The organism is Modicisalibacter muralis, assembly GCF_900102945.1.
Classification (GTDB): domain Bacteria; phylum Pseudomonadota; class Gammaproteobacteria; order Pseudomonadales; family Halomonadaceae; genus Modicisalibacter; species Modicisalibacter muralis.
Window position 1 is genome coordinate 81897 of the sequence record NZ_FNGI01000005.1, and the last position, 20824, is coordinate 102720.

Here is a 20824-nt window from a genome sequence, read left to right on the forward strand (position 1 = left end):
CCATTTGAAACAGCAGCAAGCGATGCGTCAGCGGTAAATCACCCCAAATAGACAGCAAAAACAACCTTTAAGACACCACTATTACCACACTCGCCCAGCCCGCCTCCAACTGAAGTTTCCACGTTAAGACGATGTACCGAAACGTCCCGACGAGACACGCGGCCGACCTTGCAGATCATCCAGCGTCGTCACCTCGCCATAACCGGCACGATTCAACGCGCCACGTACCGCCGCGCCTTGAGTCATGCCGTGTTCGAGCAGCAGCCAGCCACCCGGCGACAAATGCGCTCGCGCCGCCGCGACTAGATGCCGCAGGTCGGCAAGCCCATCGTCGGCGGCCACCAACGCCGAGCGGGGCTCGAAGCGCACGTCGCCAAGCGCCAGGTGCGGGTCGTCATCGGCCAGATAAGGGGGGTTGGAGAGAATCAGATCGAAGCGTTGGTCGGCGAGCGCCGCGAACCAGTCGCTCTCGAGGAAGGTCGCGTTGGCGATGCCCAGCCGCGCGGCGTTGTCCCGGGCGAGCGTCACCGCCGCCGCTACCCGATCGACGCCGATCACCTGCCAGTCAGGGCGCTCGCTGGCAAAGGCCAGCGCAATCGCGCCGCTGCCGGTGCCCAGATCCAGCGCCCGGCCAGACGTTTGCGTCGCGCACGCCAGCGCCGCTTCGACCAGGGTTTCGGTATCCGGGCGGGGTATCAGCGTCGCATCAACGGTGCGCAGGCGCAGCCCCCAGAATTCGCGTTCGCCCGTCAGATAAGCCACCGGTTCTCCCGCGATGCGTCTGCCGATCAATCGCTCGTAGCGCGACAACGCGTCGCCGCCAATCTCGCGATCGCCCCAGGTGTATAGCCAGGTACGGTCGCGCTCCAGCACATGGCCGAGCAGTACCTCGGCATCGAGACGCACGCTCGGCGAGCCGGCGACGGCCAGACGCTCGCGAGCGCTAGCCAGCAACTGGTCGATGCGCATCAGGCTTCCTGTAGCGCGGCGAGCCGTTCGGCCTGGTATTCGTTGATCAGCGGCGCGACGACTTCATCGAGTTCGCCGGTCATCACCTCGCCGAGCTTGTAGAGCGTCAGGTTGATGCGATGGTCGGTGATGCGGCCCTGGGGAAAGTTATAGGTGCGGATGCGCTCGCTGCGATCACCCGAGCCGACCAACGAACGCCGCGTGTCGGCCTGCTGCTGGCGCTGGCTATCCACGGCGCTCTGCTTGAGTCGCGCGGCGAGCAACGACATCGCCTTGGCGCGGTTCTTGTGCTGGCTGCGCTCTTCCTGACACTCGACCACCACGCCGCTGGGCAGGTGGGTGATACGAATCGCCGAGTCGGTGGTATTGACGTGCTGGCCGCCGGCGCCGCTGGAGCGAAAGGTATCGACGCGCAGATCGTTCGGGTTGATGTCGATGGCGCCGACCTCGTCGGCCTCGGGCATCACCGCCACGGTACACGCCGAGGTATGAATGCGCCCCTGCGACTCGGTAGCCGGCACGCGCTGCACGCGATGCGCGCCGGATTCGAACTTGAGCCGAGCGTAAACACCCTCGCCACGCACCCGGGCGATGATCTCCTTGTAGCCGCCCTGCTCGCCGTGGCTGGCGCTGACCACCTCGACCTTCCAGCCCAGCTTTTCGGCATAGCGCGAATACATGCGAAACAAGTCGCCGGCGAACAGCGCCGCTTCGTCGCCACCGGTGCCGGCGCGCACCTCGAGAAAGACGTTGCGATGATCGTCAGGGTCCTTGGGCACCAATAACCGCTTGAGACGCTCATCGAGCGTTTCCAGTCGAGCGCGACCGGCGTAAAGCTCCTCCTCGGCCAGCTCGCGCATCTCGGCATCGCTGTCGTCGCATAGCTGCTCGGCGGCCTCGACATCGCCTTCGGTCGCACGAAACTCCCGCCAGGCCTCGATCAGCGCGTCGAGTTCGGCATATTCACGCGAATAATCGCGAAAACGCGGCTGATCGGCGATCACTTCGGGCTCGGCGAGCAAGGCGGCGAGTTCCTCGAAACGCTCCTGCAGGCTTTCCAGACGCTGGCGCAATGACGCTTTCATTAAGCTTCCTGTTCCCGGTTGTTGTCCTGGGGCATGGTCGAATCCAGCAATAGCGTCTCGCCCGCCTCGATGATGTCGTGGCGCTCCAGGCCGGAGGCCTCGCGCAGGCGCAGCGTCGGACCATGCAACAGCTTGTTGGTGAGCTGCTGGGTCAAGCGGCGAATGACTTTCTCGGGGTCTTCGCCACGCGCCAACTGGGCCATGGCCTGGGCCTCGGCGGCATCGCGCAGCGCCTCGCCCTGTTCGCGATAGCGACGAATCAGATCACCGGCCCCACGCACCCGGCGTTCGTGTTGCCAGTGCCCCACGCCCTGAGCGATCAGCGCCTCGGCCTGATTGGCCGCTACCTGCCGATGGCGACGATTCTCCTCGATGACTTCCTGCAGGTCGTCGACGGTATAAAGGAAGACATCGGCGAGTTCGCCGACCTGCGGCTCGATATCGCGCGGCACGGCGATGTCGACCATGAAGATGGGCCGGTGACGGCGCACCTTCAGCGCCCCCTCGACCATGCCCTTACCGAGGATCGGCAGCGGTGACGCCGTGGAGGCAATCACGATATCGGCGCGCGCCAGAGCCTCGGGAATCTCGCTCAGGGTGATCGCCTCGCCAGCGAACTCACCGGCGAGGCGTTCGGCGCGCTCACGGGTACGGTTGGCGACGATCAGTTCGCGAATGCCGGATTCACGCAGATGCCGGGCGACCAGTTCGACGGTCTCACCGGCGCCGATCAACAGCGCCCGCGAGCGCGAGAAATCATCGAAGATGCGACTCGCCAGGCTGACCGCGGCATACGCCACCGACACCGGGTTCTCACCGATGCCGGTCTCGGTGCGCACCTGCTTGGCCACCGCGAAGGTATGCTGGAACAAACGCTCCAACTCGCCGCCCAGGCCCTGATGCGTGCGCGCCTGCTGGTAGGCGTCCTTGATCTGGCCGAGGATCTGCGGCTCGCCGAGCACCATGGAATCGAGTCCCGACGCCACGCGCATCAGGTGGCGCGCCGCCGCCTCGTCAAGGTAGTGGTAGGCGCACTGGGTCAATTGCTCGATGGGCAGATCGTGAAAGCGCCCCAACCAGTCGAGAATCGCCCGCTCACCCGCCGCGCCGGTAATACAGTAGAGTTCGGTGCGATTGCAGGTCGACAGCACCGCGGCCTCGAGCACTTCGGGCAGACGCTTGAGTTCGACCAGTGCTGTCTCGAGTTGGCTCGGGGTAAAGGCGACCTGCTCGCGCACATCGATGGCGGCGGTCTTATGATTGATTCCGAGTGCGAGAAGCGTCATTGCAGCGTCATTAACATTCAGGGGGTCGTCGGTGCTTGCGCGGCTAATCAGTTGGGCGGACAAGTTTACCACAGCACCCAAACGCTGTGATGCACTCGGCATCGCTTTGCCCGCGCGGGTCAAGCCGGTATGCTGAGCGACATGCCACTACCGCCCTCGCAGGGATGAATGGCGGGGTGTTCTCAGGCTCAAGAACGAGGAAGGCATGCGCGCACGCTTGGTTACGACCGCACTGGCAGCCGCCCTGCTGGCGGGATGCCAGGGTCTGCCCTCCGGCTCGACGCCGGAAATACTCGACGACCCCATGGCCTCGGCTCCGCCGATCACCCAAGGACTGGACGCGCAAGGCCTATCGACGTTGCTGATCGCCGAACTGGCCGGTCAGCGTGGCGATTTCGAGCGCGCCGCCAACGGCTATCTACGCGCCGCCGAGCGCTACGAATCACCAGCGCTCGCAGAACGCGCGACGCTGGCCGCCCGCTACGCCGACGACCCCGCACTGCTGTTGCGCGCCGCCGAGCGCTGGCGGCAATTGGCGCCGGATGCCGAGGCGCCGGCACGCCTGTTGGCGGGGTTGGCGCTGCAACGCGGCGACTGGCAGGCCAGTCTCGAGCAACGCCTGGCACTGGCCGCACGTAACGGCCAAGGCGATTTGGTCGCTTTCGCCGAAACGGCTATCGAACAAGGCGCGCCCTTGCCACCGCTAATCGCCCGACTTCGTCAATATCTCGATGACGATACAGGACCGGGCGAACCGGCCGAGGCGATTCTCGCCCTGGCGCTTCTCGAAGCCGCCAACGACGAGTCCCGGCGGGCCGAAGCCCGTCTCGCGGCACTCGCCGAAACTCATCCAGAACTGCCGGCGCTGTGGCTGGCGCGCGCGCGCATCGCCCTACAGGACGAGCGCCTCAATGACGCCCGCAACGCCGCGCAACGCGGCCTGACACTCGCACCCAACGACAGTCGTTTCATTTTGCTGTTGGCTCAGGCACAACTCAGATCGGGCGATATCGAATCCGCCGAGGCGCATCTCGACACGCTGATCGAGCGCCATCCCGAGGCGCCGTCGCTGCGCCTGGCACTCGCCCGGCTGTATCTGGAAGAAGGTTACAATGCCCCCGCCCGCCGCCTGCTGCTACCGCTGATCGACAGCGAACCGGCACCCACGCTGGCCTATCTACTGCTCGGCACGATCGCCGCCGACCAGGGCAACGTCGACAACGCGCTGCTCTATTATCGCCAGGTTCCACCGGGCGATGGCTTCATCGAATCGCGCCTGCGCGCCGCACGCGCCCTTGTCGAGGCCGACCGCCTGCTCGATGCCCGCGACTTCCTGCACATCGAGCGCTTGCGCCATCCGGAAATGGCCAGCGAACTGATCGCCATGGAAATCGGCCTGCTCGACGAACAGGACCTCGAGAGTGCCGCCATGGCGCTACTCAATCGCCAGATACGGCAGAATCCCGACGATACGCAACTGCGCTTCATGCGTGCCATGCGGCTATACGACATGGGCAACCTGGCCGGCATGGAGCGCGACCTGCGCCATATCATCGAGCGGGAGCCCGACAATGCCATGGCCCTCAACGCGCTGGGCTACACCCTGGCCGACCGGACCGAGCGTTACCAGGAAGCGCTCGAGCTGATTCAGCGCGCCCACCGACTGGAGCCCGAGAGCCCGGCGATTCTCGATAGCCTCGGCTGGGTCTATCACAAGTTGGGCGATGACCGGCGCGCCCTGCCCTACCTGCGCAAGGCCTATGCCAGCCAGCAGGACCAGGAAATCGCCGCCCACCTCGCCGAGGTGCTGTGGCGCTTGGAACGCCGCGATGAAGCACGGGCGCTGATCGCCGAAGCCATTGCGCGCTTCGACGAACGTCCGCTGATCGACGATTTACTCGAGCGCATCCCCGCGCTCGCCCCCCGCACCGACGAGACGATTTCGCCATGATGCGCTTGCTTGCCCTCTCCCTGTGCCTGGCACTGCTGGCCGGTTGCGCCAGCCGTGCGCCCAGTGTCGATGCTCCACCGCGCGAACGCGGCGACTGGTCGGCCCAGGCCGAGCGCCTGCAAACGCTGGAGCGCTGGCGCCTGGCCGGCAAGGTCGGCCTGCGCACGCCCGACGACGCAACCAGCGCCAACCTCGACTGGATTCAGGCGCCGCGCCACTATCGCATGCTGATCAGCGGCCCGTTTGGCGCCGGTCGCAGCGTGCTCGAAGGCACCCCCAACGGGGTCACCCTGACCACTGGCGACGGCCGCTTCCAGGCCGCCACGCCCGAGCAACTGATGCAGGAGCAACTTGGCTGGTCGTTGCCGATCTCGGCGCTCGATTATTGGGTGCGCGGCCTGCCTGCCCCCGGCAGCCACCATGCGATGCAGACCGATGCCCGCGGCTTTCCCACCCGTCTGAGCCAGTCGGGCTGGACCATCGAATACCGCGCCTGGAACTGGGCGCCCAACCTGGCCGATGGCCTGTGGCTGCCACGCCGCCTGGTCATGAGCTACGGCGACTTGCGCGCCACCCTGATCGTCAATCAATGGCGCCCCAACGCCAGCAGCGGCGCCAGCGAATCCACATGAGCGAGTTGACGCTACCGGCGCCGGCCAAGCTCAATCGCCTGCTGCATATCACGGGCCGCCGAGCGGACGGCTATCATGAACTGCAGACGCTGTTTCAGTTTCTCGAGCATGGCGACATCCTGCATTTTCAGCGGCGTGACGATGATCGGATACGCCTGACGCCAGCGCTCGATGGCGTCGCCGAGCGCGACAACCTCATCGTGCGCGCCGCCCGGCTATTGCAGGACGAAACCGGCTGCCGGCACGGTGGCGACCGCCGCGGTATCGATATCACGCTCGACAAACGCCTGCCGCTGGGCGGCGGCCTGGGCGGTGGCAGTTCGAATGCCGCGACGACGTTGCTGGCGCTCAATTGCCTGTGGCAACTCGGCTTGAGTCTCGATCACCTGGCCGCGCTGGGCTTGCGCCTGGGCGCCGATGTGCCGGTGTTCGTGCAGGGCCACGCGGCCTGGGCCGAAGGCATCGGCGAGCGCCTCACGCCGGTCGCGCTGGACAGCCCCTGGTTCGTGGTAGTGCACCCCAATGTGACGGTCGCCACAGCCAGCGTATTCGGGGCCGCGCAATTGACACGCGACACCCCCCCCATTAGTATGGCGCGCGCACTGCAAGAGGGGTTCGATGCCTGGCGCAACGACTGCGAACCGACGGTGCGCCGGCTTTATCCGGCCGTGGCCGAGGCGCTTGACTGGTTATCCGAATTCGCCCCGGCCCGACTGACCGGTACCGGTGCCTGCGTGTTCTGTCAGGTGGCGCACGAGCATGAGGCCAGCAGGATATTGCAGCGTGTCGGCGAGGGCTGGCAGGCCTTCAAGGCGCGCGGTTGCAACGTCTCTCCCCTCCATCAGGCGCTGGGGCCGTATGATCAGCTAGCCTGATCGGGTACAGCGACCCAATGGCAGTCGGTTCGACGGCGCGAAGAGCCTGGCGTCGCACGATTGCAAGAATCCCTCTCGAGATTCCCAGATCCCAAAGGTGGCTGCGCGTGTCTAAATTGATGGTTTTCACCGGGAACGCCAATCCCGAACTCGCCCGCAAGGTGGCCGAGGGCCTCGACAACCGGTTGGGCCATGCCACGGTCGGCCAGTTCAGCGATGGTGAAATCGCGGTAGAAATCAACGAGAACGTTCGCGGCAAGGACGTCTTCATTCTGCAGTCGACCTGCTCCCCGACCAACGACAACCTGCTCGAACTGATCCTGATGGTCGACGCCCTGCGACGCGCCTCCGCCACGCGAATCACCGCCGTGGTGCCCTATTTCGGTTACGCCCGCCAGGATCGCCGGGTGCGCTCCGCCCGCGTGCCGATCTCGGCCAAGGTCGTCGCCGACATGATGGTCAAGGCCGGCGTCGACCGGGTGATGACCATGGATCTGCACGCCGACCAGATCCAGGGCTTCTTCGACGTGCCGGTGGACAACGTCTACGGCTCGCCGATCCTGCTCGACGACATCGAGCGCCAGAACTACGACGACCTGGTGGTGGTCTCGCCCGACGTCGGCGGCGTGGTGCGCGCCCGCGCCATCGCCAAGCAGCTCAACGCGGATCTCGCAATCATCGACAAGCGCCGTCCGCAGGCCAATCAGGCCCAGGTGATGCACATCATCGGCGAAATCGAGGATCGCACCTGCGTGGTGGTCGACGACATGGTCGATACCGCCGGCACGTTGTGCAAGGCTGCCGAGGCACTCAAGGATCATGGCGCGCGCCGCGTGGTGGCCTACGCCACTCACCCGATCCTTTCCGGCCCGGCGGTGGACAATATTGCCAATTCGGTGCTTGACGAACTGGTCGTCGCCGATACCATTCCGCTTTCCGAGCTGGCGCGCCGCAGTGGCAAGATTCGCCAGCTCAGCGTGGCGGGGCTGATCGCTGAAGCGATCCGCCGCGTCAGCAATGAAGAATCCGTCAGCGCGATGTTCCACTAGGAACGGGCGCTGGGATAAGAAGCCCCAAGGGGCACCCGGAAACGGCATCGCCTGGTCGCGGGGATGCCGCTTTCCTTATTCGAAAACCCGCGAGGTTAACCAATGTCCGATTACAAACTGACTGCCAATGTTCGTCACGACCTGGGGAAAGGTGCGAGCCGCCGCCTGCGTCGTGTGAACCAACAGGTCGCCGCCATCATCTATGGCGGTAAAAAGGCGCCCCAGCCGATCGTCATCGACAAGGCCGCCTTCTACAAGGCCATCGAAGACGAAGCCTTCTTCTCGTCGCTGATCGACATCGACGTCGATGGCAGCAAGGAGCAGGTCATCATCCGCGATCTGCAGCGTCACCCGTTCAAGGCGCTGGTCACTCACGCCGACTTCCTGCGCGTCGACGCCACTCACGAGATGACCATCAACGTGCCGTTGCACGTGGTTGGCGAAGACGCCAACAAGAGCATCAAGGAAAAAGTCGGCGTGCTGCACGTACTCGCCAACGAAGTCGAGATCAGCTGTCTGCCGAAGAACCTTCCGGAATATCTGGAAGTCGACATCAGCGAACTCGAAATCGGCGACACGCTGCACCTGTCCGATCTCAATCTGCCCAAGGGCGTGACCCTGGTCGCCCTGTCGCACGGTGAAGAGCACGATGCCGGCGTCGTCAGCATCACCCGCCCGACCGTCGTTAGCGCCGAAGATGAAGGCGAGAGCGAAGCCGAAGGCGGTGAGGAAGGCGAAGAGAAGCCCGAGTGATTCAGGCTTCTTCATGACCGACACCGGCAAGGCGCTCGCATGAGCCAAGTGAAAGCGATCATCGGCCTGGGCAATCCGGGCGCTGACTACGCCGACACCCGGCATAACGCGGGCGCCTGGCTGGTGCAGGCCATTGCGCGCGACAGCCTCACTCCCCTGCGCATGGAGAAGAAGTTCCTCGGCCACTACGCCAAGGTCGACTTCGCCGGTCGGGAGTTGCATCTGCTCAACCCGACTACCTTCATGAATCGCAGCGGAGCGGCTGTCGCCGCGCTCTGTCAGTTCTTCAAGATCTCCCCCGAGGAACTGCTCCTAGCCCACGACGAACTAGACATCGCGCCAGGCACCGCCCGTTACAAGCAAGGTGGCGGTCACGGCGGCCACAATGGCCTACGCGACACCATCAGCGCGCTGGGCAACGACAATACCTTTCATCGTCTGCGTATCGGCATCGGCCATCCTGGCGATGCCAGGCAAGTCACCAATTATGTACTCGGGCGTCCCGGCAAGATGGAGCGCAGCGCCATCGATGCCGCCATCGACGAATGTCTGGCCACCCTGCCCGAGGCACTACGCGGCGATTGGGCCAAGGCGATGAATCGGCTGCACAGTTTTTCAGCCGGAGGCTGAAAAACGTAGCTATAAGCCTGAAGCTTTAAGCCAGAAGAAAAACCAGCGCAATCAAGGTGGGCTAAACCGCCATTATAGGCAATGTGGGTTGGGGGTTTCTTACAGCTTACAGCTTATCGCTCTTTCCCGTAGAATACCGGCCAATCACCAACTTCAAACACGCTCTCCAGGAAGAACCCATGGGTTTCAACTGCGGCATCGTCGGCTTGCCCAACGTCGGCAAGTCCACCCTATTCAACGCGCTGACCAAATCCGGCATCGACGCCGAGAACTTCCCGTTCTGCACCATCGAGCCCAATACCGGCATCGTGCCGATGCCCGATCCGCGCCTCGACAAATTGGCCGAGATCGTCAAACCGCAGAAGATCATACCGACCACCATGGAGTTCGTGGATATCGCCGGGCTGGTGGCGGGCGCCTCCAAGGGCGAAGGGCTGGGCAACCAGTTTCTGGCCAATATCCGCGAAACCGATGCCATCGCCCACGTGGTGCGCTGCTTCGACAACGACAATGTCATTCATGTCGCCAACCAGGTCGACCCGCGCGCCGATATCGAAATCATCAACATGGAACTGGCGTTGGCCGATCTCGATACCGTCGAGCGCGCCATCCAACGCCTGGTACGTATCGCCAAGGGCGGCGACAAGGACGCCATCGCCACCAAGGCGATCCTCGAGCGCATCCAGCCGCATCTCGCCGAGGGCCTGCCGCTGCGTAGCTTCGGCCTCGATGCCGATGAAATCCGCCAGCTGCGCAGCTTCGGCTTTCTGACCCTGAAACCGACCATGTACATCGCCAACGTCAATGACGACGGCTTCGAAGACAATCCCTACCTGGATGTCGTGCGCGAGATCGCCGCCGAGGAAGATGCCGTGGTGGTTCCGGTGTGCAACCAACTGGAATCCGAGATCGCCGAGCTCGACGATGAGGAGCGCGACATGTTCCTCGCCGATCTCGGCATGCAGGAGCCCGGTCTCGACCGAGTGATCCGCGCCGGTTACCAGCTGCTCGGCCTACAGACCTACTTCACCGCCGGGGTCAAGGAAGTGCGTGCCTGGACGGTCAAGGTCGGCGCCACCGCACCGCAGGCCGCCGGCGTCATTCACACCGACTTCGAGAAGGGGTTTATCCGCGCCGAAGTGATCGGCTACGACGACTTCGTCACCCTGGGTGGCGAACAAGCCGCCAAGGACGCCGGCAAGTGGCGCCTGGAAGGCAAGGAGTACGTAGTCAAGGACGGCGACGTGGTGCATTTCCGCTTTAATGTCTAGCGGAGCATGCATCCGCAAGGATAGTTACACCGCTGCATTGCCCATGCAGCGGTGTCTTCGTAAAGCACCGCTTTCAGATCTGTGATTTAGCCAATGCCTGGTCGATATCGGCGATAAGATCATCGACATGCTCGATGCCAATGGATAGCCGCACCATATCGGCCGTGACCCCAGCCGCCTTGAGTTCGTCATCGTTGAGTTGGCGATGGGTGGTCGCCGCCGGGATCGATGAGCAGGTCTTGGCGTCCCCGATATTGACCAGCCGCAGGATCAACTGCAGCGCATCATAGAATTTCACCCCCGCCTCGCGGCCGCCCTGGATACCGAAACTGAGAATTCCCGATGCCTGGCCCTTCATGTAGCGCTTGGCCAGTGCATGATCCTTATGGCTTTCCAGACCGGCGTATTGCACCCAGGAGACCTTGGGATGGCCTTCCAGGTATTTAGCCACCCGCCGGGTATTATCGCTGATGCGCTCGATACGTAACGCGAGCGTCTCCAGCCCCTGCAACAAATTCCACGCCGCCTGGGCGGAGAGCGCCGCGCCCATATTGCGCAGCGGCACCACTCGGGCACGGGCGATAAAGGCGGCTTCCCCGACATCACGGGTATAGCTGATGCCGTGATAGGAAACGTCCGGTTCGTTGAGCAGCGCAAAGCGCTGGGGATGGTCGGCCCAAGGAAACTTGCCGGAATCGACGATCACCCCACCTACCGTCGTGCCGTGCCCGCCAATGTATTTGGTGGCGGAATGAATGACGATATCGGCGCCATCTTCGATGGGGCGCCAGAGGAAAGGCGTCGCCACGGTATTGTCGACGATCACTGGTACGCCGTGGCGGTGAGCAACGTCGACCAATGCCCGCATATCAACGACACTGCCCGATGGGTTACCGATACTTTCACAGAATACCGCCTTGGTACGCGCATCGATCAGTGCCTCGATGCCCCGGAGATCATCCTTGTCGGCAAAGCGCGCTTCGATACCCTGCCGCGGCAGGGTATGAGCGAACAAGTTATAGGTTCCACCATACAACTCACTGATCGAGACGATGTTGTCGCCGGCTTCGGCGATGGTTTGAATGGCATAGGTAATTGCCGCCATCCCCGAGGCCACTGCGAGCCCGGCTATTCCCCCTTCCAGCGCGGCAATGCGCTGCTCTAGCACGGCGCAGGTCGGATTCATGATCCTCGAATAGATATTACCTTCGACCTTGAGATCGAACAGATCGGCGGCATGCTGAGCGTCGTCGAAGGAGAACGACGTGGTTTGGTGGATAGGCACCGCCACGGCATGCTGGTTATCAGGCTCATAGGCATGGTGCAGTGCAATCGTTTCGGGCTTCATGGCGTGAGACCTTGTTTTGGTTAGTCTGTCGATGCTAACCAACTCTGCGCGCAACGACCAATATCGTTGGGCCGCCACTTTCACCGACGCGCATTTGATTGACTTATCATGGACTTACCAGTATGGTATCGCCGCGTTGAATGGCTACGTAGCTCAGCTGGTTAGAGCACATCACTCATAATGATGGGGTCCCCTGTTCGAATCAGGGCGTAGCCACCACGGAACACACGAATCCCGGCGGGCATACCTGCCGGGATTTTCGGTTTTACGCCGGCTGGCCCATCAAACGCGGTTCGCGCTCCAGCACCACACCAAAGCGACGCTCCACCTCGTCGACCACGCGCTGGGCGAGTGCCAGCAGCTCCTCGGCGCTACCGCCGCCATAATGCACCAGCACCAGCGCCTGGCGCTCGTGAATGCCGACATGACCGTCGCGCAAGCCCTTGAGACCGCATTGATCGATCAGCCAGCCGGCGGCCAGCTTGACGCGGCCATCGGCGAGCGGGAAATGTGGCAAATCCGGATGACTGGCGAGCAGCGCCTGAGCCTGCTCGGCACTCGTCACCGGGTTCTTGAAGAAGCTGCCGGCATTGCCAAGCCTTGTCGGGTCGGGCAGCTTTTCGCGGCGCACCGCGCTGACCGCGGCAACCACCTCGCTGGCGGTGGGTGTATTGCATAGGCGCGTGGCCAGATCACCATAGTCGAGCCGTGGCCGCGCTCGTTTGGAAACCCGTAGCACCAACTGGGTGATGACCACGCGGCCGTCCAGCGCATGCTTGAAGATGCTGTCGCGATAGCCGAAGGCGCAGTCGTCTCGGCCGAGGATTTCTTCTCGCCAATCGTCGAGATGCAGCAGATGCACTTGTTCCAGCACGTCGGCCAGTTCGACACCGTAGGCACCGATGTTCTGGATCGGCGCAGCGCCAACATTGCCGGGAATCAAGGCGAGATTCTCGGTACCCCACAGCTCGAAAGCAGCCAATTCCTCGACCAGACCGTGCCAGTTCATGCCGGCGCCGACATGCACGCGCACCTTGCCCTGCCCGACGTCTTCGAGCCGCCAATCGGCAAAGGTCGGCTGCAGCGTCAGCCCCGGCAGATACGGGCGCAGCACCAGGTTGCTGCCGCCACCCAACATGCTCAGCGGCCAGCCCTGTTCGGCCGCCTGACGCAGCGCATCGCGCAGCGCGGCGATGCTGTCGGCGGCGACAAAGCGCTCGGCCCGGCTCGGCATGCCCAACGTATTGGCGCCGGTAAGATCAACGTCACGCTGGATCATGCAGACTCCATCAAGGCTTTCGCTGCGTTTCTTGAAGGTCGACCCAGCGCCGCACGCGCTCCAGGTCTTCGGCGGTATCGACACCCGCCGGATGCGGTTCGGCACTCAGCGCCACCTGAATATGATGGCCATGATGCAGCGCCCGCAACTGTTCGAGCTGTTCGAGGCGTTCCAGAGGGCTGGGTTGCCAGGTGACGTATTCGGCGAGAAAACCGGCGCGATAGGCGTATAGGCCGATATGGCGCAGCCAGGTATCGGTGCCGAGTCCTGCGCCGGGCCGCGCCACGGGCCCTTGGTGCCAGGCTTCGCGATCCCATGCCTCTCGATTCCAAGGCACAGGCGCCCGCGAGAAGTACAGCGCCCGGCCGAGCCGGTTGCAGACCACCTTGACCGCATTGGGATTGAACAACGTCTCGCTATCGTCGATCGGTTCGGCCAGGGTCGCTATCGAAGCCTCGGAGTCGGCGACCAGACGCGCCGCGACCTGATCGATCAGTGCCGCCGGCAGCAGCGGCTCGTCGCCCTGCACATTGACGACAATGGCGTCGTCGGCCAAACCCAGCCGCCTGGCGACCTCGGCCAGGCGATCGGTGCCCGATGGGTGATCGGCCGCGGTCAGCAGCGCTTCGCCACCGGCCGACTCGACCGCCGTCTTGACGCGGGAATCATCGGTGGCCACCACCACCCGCGCCGCGCGACTTTCGCAAGCGCGTTGCCAGACCCGCACCACCATCGGCACCCCGCCGATATCCAGCAATGGCTTACCCGGCAAGCGGCTGGAGCCATAACGCGCCGGGATGACCACCACGAAATCGCTCATGCCGATGGCTTTCCCTTGCCGTTCGCCATGTCTCGGCTATCGGTTTCCGGCCCCGAAGTCTTGCCAGGCTCCGGCCCCGCCGCCTTACCCAGCTTCTCGTCGGCATCCATCAGCCGGGCCTCTTCTTCGAGCATGACCGGAATGTCATCGCGAATGGGATAGGCCAGGCCATCGTAATGGCACTTGAGCTCGCCGCGCTCACGATCGTATTTGAGCTTGCCCTGGCACAGCGGGCAGACCAGCATGGCCAATAATTCCTTATCCATTACTTACCTCGTATCGCGGAAGAAGCGGCGTGGTTGTGGTGATTAAAGCCCGACGCTTGCAGCCTGGCAAGCCGACCACGCAGCCAGTCGGCAAAGGCCGGCTCGGGGCAGGCCTCGACGTCCAGCGCCCAGCAACGCTCATCGGCGAAGGGCCGGCATTTCACCGCGTCCTTGGCGGTCATCACCACCGGCCGGTCATCGCCGAACTGCAGATCCTTGGCGCCGTAGCGATGATGGTCGGGCAAGGGATGCGCCTCGAACGCCACGCCCAACGACTCCAGCGTCGTGAAAAAACGCTGTGGATTGCCGATGCCGGCCAGCGCATGCACGCGACCCTCGAACGGCAGTTCATGCGCTGGATGACAAACGCCATCGACAAGGCGACGCCAGCGCGCCGGCTGTAGTTGCATAAGCTGCATGAGTTGCATGCGCTGGCTGGACAGCGCAAGCGGCTGCCTAGGCTGGCCATTGACGATCACCGCATCGACCTCAGCGAGACGCGACAATGGCTCACGCAGTGGCCCCGCCGGCAGACAACACGCATTGCCAAAACCGCGTTCGCCGTCGACCACCAGCAACTCGATATCACGCCCCAGCGCCAGGTGCTGCAAGCCATCGTCACTGATGACGATATCGCAGCCGGCGGCGATCAGCTGGCGTGCGCCGCGGGGCCGGTCGGGGTCAACCACCACCGGCAAGCCGGTCTGCTGAGCCAGCATCAGCGGCTCGTCGCCCGAGTGAGTCACCAGGCTATCGACGCCGACGTAAAGCGGATAGCGCGGTGCCTTTCCGCCATAGCCGCGCGACACGATGCCCGGTCGCCAGCCCTGCTCGGCGAGCCAGCGCCCCAGCCAGGCGACCAGTGGCGATTTACCGGTACCGCCAAGGGTAATATTGCCGACCACGATCACCGGTACCGGCGCGCGCCATACCGGCTTGCGCCCATTGAGGTAAGCATCCCGGCGCTTGGCTACCGCCGCGCGGTACAGCCACTCGAGCGGGCGCAACGCCTTGAGCCAACCTGCATCGCGATAGCCGGCGTCGAGCCAACGACTCACGACGCCTCCTGGAACTGCAACTGATGCAGCGCGGCATAGGCGCCATCGCATGCGATCAATTCATCGTGGGTGCCACTCTCGACGATCTCGCCCTGCTCCATGACCAGGATGCGATCGGCGCGTTCGACGGTCGACAGGCGATGCGCGATGACGAACGTGGTCCGTCCGCGACAGACTTCCTCGAGGGCACGTTGGATGTAGCGCTCGGATTCGGTGTCCAATGCCGAGGTCGCCTCGTCCAGAATCAGCAGCGGCGCGTTCTTGAAGATCGCCCGGGCGATGGCCAGGCGCTGGCGCTGGCCGCCCGAGAGCATCACGCCGTTGTCGCCGACTTCGGTATCGTAACCCTGCGGCATGCGTACGATGAACTCGTCGGCATAGGCCGCCTTGGCGGCCGCCTCGATCGCCTCGCGATCGGCATTGGGCACGCCATAGGCGATGTTGTCGGCGATGCTGGCGTTGAATAGCGTGACCTGCTGGGTGACCAGGGCGATCTGTTGGCGCAACGGCGATAGACGATACTCCTCCAGTGCCACACCATCGAGGGTGATCCGCCCGGCACTCGGCTGATAAAAGCGCGGCAACAAACCCATCAGGGTCGATTTGCCGCTACCCGAACGCCCGACGATGGCGATCATTTCACCGGGCGCCACCTCGAGATCGATACCCTTGAGCACGTCGGGCAGGCCCTCGCCATAACGAAAGCGCACCGACTCGAAACGCACACGCCCTTCGATGTTGTCGGGCGTTCGCTCACCTTCGTCGCTTTCTCCGGGGACTTCGAGCAATCCGAACAACTCCTGGGACGCCGCCAGGCCTCGTTGAATCTGGCTATTGATTTCGGTGAGCTGCTTGACCGGCTTGGCCATCAGTGCGGCGGCGGTAATGAACGCCACGAACTCGCCGGCGTTCATGCTGGCCATCAGCTCCGGCGCCATCGCCAGCCATACCAGGCCGGCCAGGGCGACGGCGATCAGCAACTGGATGATCGGCGTGCTGGTGGCCTTGGTCAGCGCCTCCTTCATGCTCTGTTCGCGATTGTATTCACTGGCCGCGGCGAAGCGGCGCTTCTCGAACTCCTCGGCGCCGTGCGTGCGCACTACCCGATAGCCGGTCAGGGCTTCCGAGGCGACGTGCGTGACTTCACCCATGGAGTTCTGGATACGCCGCGAGATACGCCGAAAGCGCTTGCTGGCGATGCTGACCACGCCACCAATCAGCGGTGTGACGGCGAGAAAAGCCAGGGTCAGTAACCAATTGGTCCATAGTAGATAACCGATAAGGCCGATAACGAACAGCCCCTCGCGCAGGGCAATGGTAATCGCCTTGGTCGCCGCGCCGGTGACCTGCTCGACATGATAGGTGACTCGCGAGATCAGATGGCCGCTGGAGTGAGAATCGAAGAAGCTCCCCGGCAGATGCAACATGTGGTTGAAAACATGACAGCGCAGCGCATGCACCACGTTACGCGCGACGTTGCTCATGCAATAGGTGCCCAGGAACGTGCCCACGCCACGCGCCGCGAACATGCCGATAACGAACAACGGCAGGAACAGCCGAAAGCCCGCATCGGGGTTCTCGATACCGTTGATCAAGCGCTTCATCAGCTCGGCTAGCGCAGTGCTCGATGCCGCGTAGATGGCATAGCCAAGCACTGCCGCGGCGAACCATTTCCAATGGGGTTTGACGTAGCCAAGCAGGCGTCGATACAGGGTCAAACTGGTCGCTTGGATCACGGCGTCTCCGCTTGTTTCGATATATCGCTCGCGGGAATGGCGCGAGTCGCGATACGCACACGCACGATGCCCAATGCCGCTGCCTGGTCCAGCGCGGAGACCACCGCCGCATGGGTGGCCTGCGCATCCGCTTCGATCACCAGGCCATGCTCACGGGCGCTATCGGCGCGCTCGGCCAGCGCCTCGCGTAGCGTGCGGGTCGTGGTGAACGTCTGCTCGCCAAGGCGATAGTCGCCCGCCTGCGTTACCGAGAGCGTGACGGGCGACTGCTCCAGGGGCGCACCGCTCTCGCTCGTCGGCAGGCTCAATTCCAGCGCCTGACGGGTCTCGAAGGTGGTCGAGACCATGAAGAAGATCAACAACAGGAACACCACGTCGATCAGTGGCGTCAGGTTGACCTCGACCGGCTCGCGGTGCGTGCGCGGGAATTTCACGCGCGGTTCTCCCCGCTCCCAAGAGCATCGCGGCTTTCCCGGGCACCCGGGCGCTCACGTGGCTCGCGCCGTTCGGCCAGCGTCAGTTCACCGCCATGGTGAGCGAGATACTCGACCACCTGGCCGGCCTGTTCCTCCATGCGCACGGTGATGTCTTCGATACGACGCTGGAAATAGCGATGAAACATCAGCGCCGGGATGGCCACGGTCAAGCCCGCCGCGGTGGTCACCAGGGCCTGTGAAATGCCACCGGCCAGATCCGCGGTGCGCTCGGCGCCGTTGGCGCTGACGATCACCGAGAATACCTCGATCATGCCGACCACGGTGCCCAACAGGCCGATCAGCGGGGTGATCGAGGCGATCGTGCCCAGCGGGCTCAGAAAGCGCTGCATGTCGTGAATCACCGCAGTCGCCGCTTCCTGCAGGCGCGAACGCACCTGATCGTGGCCAAGCCGAGCGTTGCGCAGCCCGGCAGCGAGTACCGCGCCAAGCGGCGAATGGCTTTCCAGCCAATAGAGATTGACCTGGCCCTGATGAATCAGTTCGCACACCTCCTGACCCAGGCCCGTCGGTGCGATGCGCGAGGCCCTGAGGCTCCACAGCCGCTCGATGATGATTACCGTGGCGACCAGCGAACAACCGAGGATCGGCAGCATCAGCCACCCACCGGCTATCAGGGCGTCGAGTACATCCATGCGTCTGTCTCCTGGTCAAGCGTGCCAGTATGCATAGTAAGTCAAGGGTTACTGACTCTTTTGATGCGGCGATTCTACCGCAAGGCAGCCTACTCCGACACCAACGTCCCGACCCGGCAAGGGCCGCTGCGTCGTCACCCCGTGGGCCTGCGCCGCACCCAGCCACAGCGTCAGCGCCCCATCGACGGCGGTATTCCACAAACAGCTCCCCGCTTCGCGAAAGCGCCGTACCACCTCGTCGTGCGGGTGGCCATGCGAATTATCGCGCCCGGCGCTGAACATCACATGCTCAGGACCGGTTGCCGCCACCCAGGCCGGCGATGAACTGGTACGGCTACCGTGATGCCCGGCTACCAGCAGGGTAACGTCATCGGGCAGCGAGGCCAGCAGTTGCGCTTCGATATCCGCCCCGATATCACCGCTGATCAGCAGTCGCTGGCCATCGACTTCGACCAGCAGCACGCAGGAACGGTCATTGCTGGCCAGTGCCGAGGGGTCGTCGGTCGGCCACAAGAAGCGAAACGCGACACCGTCCCACTGCCAGTGCCGCCCGGCTCGGCAGGCAACGGCATCGACACCCAACGCATCGACACCGGGCGTCCACCAGCGCACCACCTCATGGTCGTCGCGCAGCGCCTGGATACCGCCGGCATGATCGTTGTCGCTGTGGCTGATGACGACGGCGTCGAAATATTGCCCTGCGGGCCATAGCGTCGCCAATGGCATGAACCCGGAGCCGAAGCGTGGGCCGCTGTCATAGAGCAGGCGATGATTGGCGGTGCGCAACTCGATCAACTGCCCCTGGCCAATGTCATACACGCGCACCCGCAATTGCCCCTCGGTCATCATCGGGGGCGTCAAGGTCATGGCCAATACGATGAGCGCGATACTGCCGGCCCAGCGCGGCGCCCTGGCGAGCCCCGGTAGCGCCCAGAGTGCGCTGAGTAGTCCCAGAATCAACACCAACGGCATTAGCCGCCAGGGCTGCGGCTGCCAGACCGGCAGCCAGTTGGCCGCAGCGACCAGACCTGCATGAACCCAATGCGCCAGCCAACCGAACAGCATCCAGCACGGCTCCATCAATGGCGGCACCCAGGCCAACAGCCAACCCACCAGCCCCAACGGCACCATCACGCTGCCCACCACCGGCACCGCCAACAGGTTGACCAGCGGCGATACCGGCGCCACCCGTTCGAACGTCAGCAGCACCGCCCCGGCCATCAGCGGCGCCAACAGGCACTGCGTACGTAGTAGCGCGATCAGCCAACCACGCACGCCGCGCGGTCGCATACGCCCTTGCCAGATCAGGATCAACAACGCCACGGCGACGAACGACAACCACAGCCCCGGCTGCCACAGGGCCAGGGGGTCGATTAGCACCACGATCGCCAGTGCCAGCCACCAGCCCTGCCAGGGGCCCGGCGCATGACGGCCACTGGCGACCCACATCGCCATCAGCGTCATGATCATCGCGCGCATGGCCGGCGGCTCGAGACCCGATAGCCAGGCATAGCCTGCCGCGGCTGCCGCAGCACACCACCAGGGCCATGTCACCATGCGCCACTGTCGAGGCGTCGCGAGGCGCGTGTCGTTTGCAGCACAAAACTGCATAGCCATGCTTATTAAATTAAACACTTATGAATAACAATCAACAATAAAGCTGCATAAAAATGCACCATAAAATTGCATAAATCACAGCTACCAAGCGTGAACCGAAATTCGTTTAGTAAGTTTACAAAAAACCCTAACTTCGTAGGGTTTTTAAAGCTGCCTTACGGCAGTCCATATGTGAAATCCAGATATCACTATCAAGTGAGTATTTTTGACTGCCTATTCGGCAGTTCACCCATCGTCGTTGCCCGCTATGCCGTCAAACTTATTTTTGACTGCCTATCCGGCAGTACACTAGAGTAAGGGCCCGAAAGAAAGAATAGCTATCAACCTATTTCCTTTCAATCAGCCTTCCAGCCATTTTCTCCACCCTATAATAACCGGTTGAAAACATAGGGGAAGAGAGAGCGGAAAAAAAGGGGGCACCGCCATCCATCCGCCTATCACTCTTGCTGATTCAACCTTTGGGGCACAGAGCCACGATGGGACTGCATGGTGGCTAAACCATATGAATTAAATATTCTACTGCCAACCCCCTCTCGTTGGCAGGAACGATCTATCTCTCTTTGAATATGCAGCATAAAGGACTGCCCTGTACTGCTACTCCCCAAGAACGATGAATGAAAAACGCCAAACTCTTTTGGGCTAGCCAGTTTGCTGGGGGCAAATGCCTCCCCCCGCGTTTCCGCTCTTTTTCTTGCCCTTGTTAGGCGTCTACGCATTTCGCCAGGAAAAATTTTTTTGATCCCCTGATTGCGTACAAATCTAACCTCAACGATGCCCTTCTCGTTAACTACATCAACATCGGAAACCGCAAACAACCCTTCCCGAATCATCATGGAAAAGTAATCACAATTCCTCAATTTCTGCAGCTTATCCAGCCCCTCGCACACAAAGTCAATTTCTCTACCAAGGGTTTTATCTGTCCATAGCGGAAAAGAAACCCCTATGTCATAGGGCTTGTTGTTTATAAGGTAATAGTGAAGCGCCGTAATACATCGCCCTGACAGGAGGCGCATATCAGCATTGGAAGAGAGGTAACGAACAGAAAAGTAGTATCTTGGCATTAAAGTCAC

General features: G+C 62.8%; 20 protein-coding genes and 1 tRNA gene. 8 read left to right on the forward strand and 13 right to left on the reverse strand.

What is annotated here, in order from left to right:
• Nucleotides 1–123: 123 nt before the first annotated feature.
• Genes prmC through hemA form a run of 3 tightly spaced genes read right to left on the reverse strand, consistent with a single transcriptional unit; the run spans nt 124 to nt 3340 of the window.
• Nucleotides 124–969: a peptide chain release factor N(5)-glutamine methyltransferase gene (prmC, locus tag BLR92_RS10365; RefSeq protein WP_089728247.1), complete on the reverse strand. Its 846-nt coding sequence runs from the start codon at nt 967–969 to the stop codon at nt 124–126.
• Nucleotides 969–2054 carry a peptide chain release factor 1 gene (prfA, locus tag BLR92_RS10370; RefSeq protein ID WP_089728250.1) on the reverse strand — a complete coding sequence of 362 codons (1086 nt, stop codon included), beginning with the start codon at nt 2052–2054 and terminating at the stop codon, nt 969–971. The genes prmC and prfA overlap by 1 nt, the downstream gene beginning before the upstream one ends.
• Nucleotides 2054–3340 (reverse strand): glutamyl-tRNA reductase, encoded by a 1287-nt coding sequence (hemA, locus tag BLR92_RS10375; protein ID WP_089728251.1) that lies wholly within the window; start codon nt 3338–3340, stop codon nt 2054–2056. The genes prfA and hemA overlap by 1 nt, the downstream gene beginning before the upstream one ends.
• Before the next feature lie 205 nt (nt 3341–3545).
• Between hemA and BLR92_RS10380 the strand changes: the two genes are divergently transcribed.
• The 7 genes from BLR92_RS10380 (at nt 3546) to ychF (ending at nt 10501) form a co-directional block, all read left to right on the forward strand.
• Complete coding sequence (locus tag BLR92_RS10380) at nt 3546–5291, forward strand: tetratricopeptide repeat protein (protein ID WP_089728252.1); 1746 nt, start codon at nt 3546–3548, stop codon at nt 5289–5291.
• A complete protein-coding gene (lolB, locus tag BLR92_RS10385; RefSeq protein ID WP_089728254.1) occupies nt 5288–5923 on the forward strand; it encodes a lipoprotein insertase outer membrane protein LolB in 636 nt (211 codons plus the stop codon). The genes BLR92_RS10380 and lolB overlap by 4 nt, the downstream gene beginning before the upstream one ends.
• Nucleotides 5920–6798: a 4-(cytidine 5'-diphospho)-2-C-methyl-D-erythritol kinase gene (ispE, locus tag BLR92_RS10390; protein ID WP_089728257.1), complete on the forward strand. Its 879-nt coding sequence runs from the start codon at nt 5920–5922 to the stop codon at nt 6796–6798. Before lolB ends, ispE begins: the two co-directional genes overlap by 4 nt.
• A 107-nt stretch (nt 6799–6905) precedes the next feature.
• Nucleotides 6906–7847, forward strand: coding sequence for a ribose-phosphate pyrophosphokinase (locus tag BLR92_RS10395; RefSeq protein WP_175488777.1), 942 nt, complete (start codon nt 6906–6908; stop codon nt 7845–7847).
• Between the two features lie 102 nt (nt 7848–7949).
• Entirely contained in the window at nt 7950–8600 is a 651-nt protein-coding gene (locus BLR92_RS10400; protein ID WP_089728261.1) for a 50S ribosomal protein L25/general stress protein Ctc, read from the forward strand.
• A gap of 39 nt (nt 8601–8639) precedes the next feature.
• Nucleotides 8640–9230 (forward strand): aminoacyl-tRNA hydrolase, encoded by a 591-nt coding sequence (gene pth / locus BLR92_RS10405; RefSeq protein ID WP_089728263.1) that lies wholly within the window; start codon nt 8640–8642, stop codon nt 9228–9230.
• A gap of 179 nt (nt 9231–9409) precedes the next feature.
• Complete coding sequence (ychF, locus tag BLR92_RS10410; RefSeq protein ID WP_089728265.1) at nt 9410–10501, forward strand: redox-regulated ATPase YchF; 1092 nt, start codon at nt 9410–9412, stop codon at nt 10499–10501.
• Between the two features lie 73 nt (nt 10502–10574).
• Here the strand turns inward: ychF and BLR92_RS10415 are convergent, their stop codons facing one another.
• Nucleotides 10575–11849 carry an O-acetylhomoserine aminocarboxypropyltransferase/cysteine synthase family protein gene (locus BLR92_RS10415; protein WP_089728267.1) on the reverse strand — a complete coding sequence of 425 codons (1275 nt, stop codon included), beginning with the start codon at nt 11847–11849 and terminating at the stop codon, nt 10575–10577.
• 142 nt (nt 11850–11991) lie between these two features.
• Here BLR92_RS10415 and BLR92_RS10420 point away from each other — a divergent pair.
• Nucleotides 11992–12068 (forward strand) — tRNA-Met (locus BLR92_RS10420).
• Nucleotides 12069–12114: 46 nt separating this feature from the next.
• Here BLR92_RS10420 and murB read toward each other — a convergent pair.
• The 9 genes from murB to cas6f form a co-directional block, all read right to left on the reverse strand.
• Nucleotides 12115–13128 (reverse strand): UDP-N-acetylmuramate dehydrogenase, encoded by a 1014-nt coding sequence (gene murB, locus BLR92_RS10425; protein WP_089728269.1) that lies wholly within the window; start codon nt 13126–13128, stop codon nt 12115–12117.
• 10 nt (nt 13129–13138) lie between these two features.
• Complete coding sequence (gene kdsB, locus BLR92_RS10430; RefSeq protein WP_089728271.1) at nt 13139–13948, reverse strand: 3-deoxy-manno-octulosonate cytidylyltransferase; 810 nt, start codon at nt 13946–13948, stop codon at nt 13139–13141.
• A complete protein-coding gene (locus BLR92_RS10435; protein ID WP_089728272.1) occupies nt 13945–14214 on the reverse strand; it encodes a Trm112 family protein in 270 nt (89 codons plus the stop codon). The genes kdsB and BLR92_RS10435 overlap by 4 nt, the downstream gene beginning before the upstream one ends.
• Nucleotides 14214–15272: a tetraacyldisaccharide 4'-kinase gene (gene lpxK / locus BLR92_RS10440; RefSeq protein ID WP_089728275.1), complete on the reverse strand. Its 1059-nt coding sequence runs from the start codon at nt 15270–15272 to the stop codon at nt 14214–14216. Before lpxK ends, BLR92_RS10435 begins: the two co-directional genes overlap by 1 nt.
• Nucleotides 15269–17008, reverse strand: a complete 1740-nt coding sequence (gene msbA, locus BLR92_RS10445; RefSeq protein ID WP_089728278.1) for a lipid A export permease/ATP-binding protein MsbA — start codon at nt 17006–17008, stop codon at nt 15269–15271. Before msbA ends, lpxK begins: the two co-directional genes overlap by 4 nt.
• Nucleotides 17005–17442, reverse strand: a complete 438-nt coding sequence (locus BLR92_RS10450; protein ID WP_089728279.1) for an ExbD/TolR family protein — start codon at nt 17440–17442, stop codon at nt 17005–17007. Before BLR92_RS10450 ends, msbA begins: the two co-directional genes overlap by 4 nt.
• On the reverse strand, nt 17439–18137 hold the full coding sequence (locus tag BLR92_RS10455; protein ID WP_089728281.1) for a MotA/TolQ/ExbB proton channel family protein: 699 nt from the start codon (nt 18135–18137) through the stop codon (nt 17439–17441). The genes BLR92_RS10450 and BLR92_RS10455 overlap by 4 nt, the downstream gene beginning before the upstream one ends.
• A gap of 48 nt (nt 18138–18185) precedes the next feature.
• Nucleotides 18186–19694, reverse strand: a complete 1509-nt coding sequence (locus BLR92_RS10460; RefSeq protein ID WP_245704171.1) for a DNA internalization-related competence protein ComEC/Rec2 — start codon at nt 19692–19694, stop codon at nt 18186–18188.
• A gap of 497 nt (nt 19695–20191) precedes the next feature.
• A complete protein-coding gene (gene cas6f / locus BLR92_RS10465; RefSeq protein WP_089728285.1) occupies nt 20192–20815 on the reverse strand; it encodes a type I-F CRISPR-associated endoribonuclease Cas6/Csy4 in 624 nt (207 codons plus the stop codon).
• Nucleotides 20816–20824: the final 9 nt, after the last annotated feature.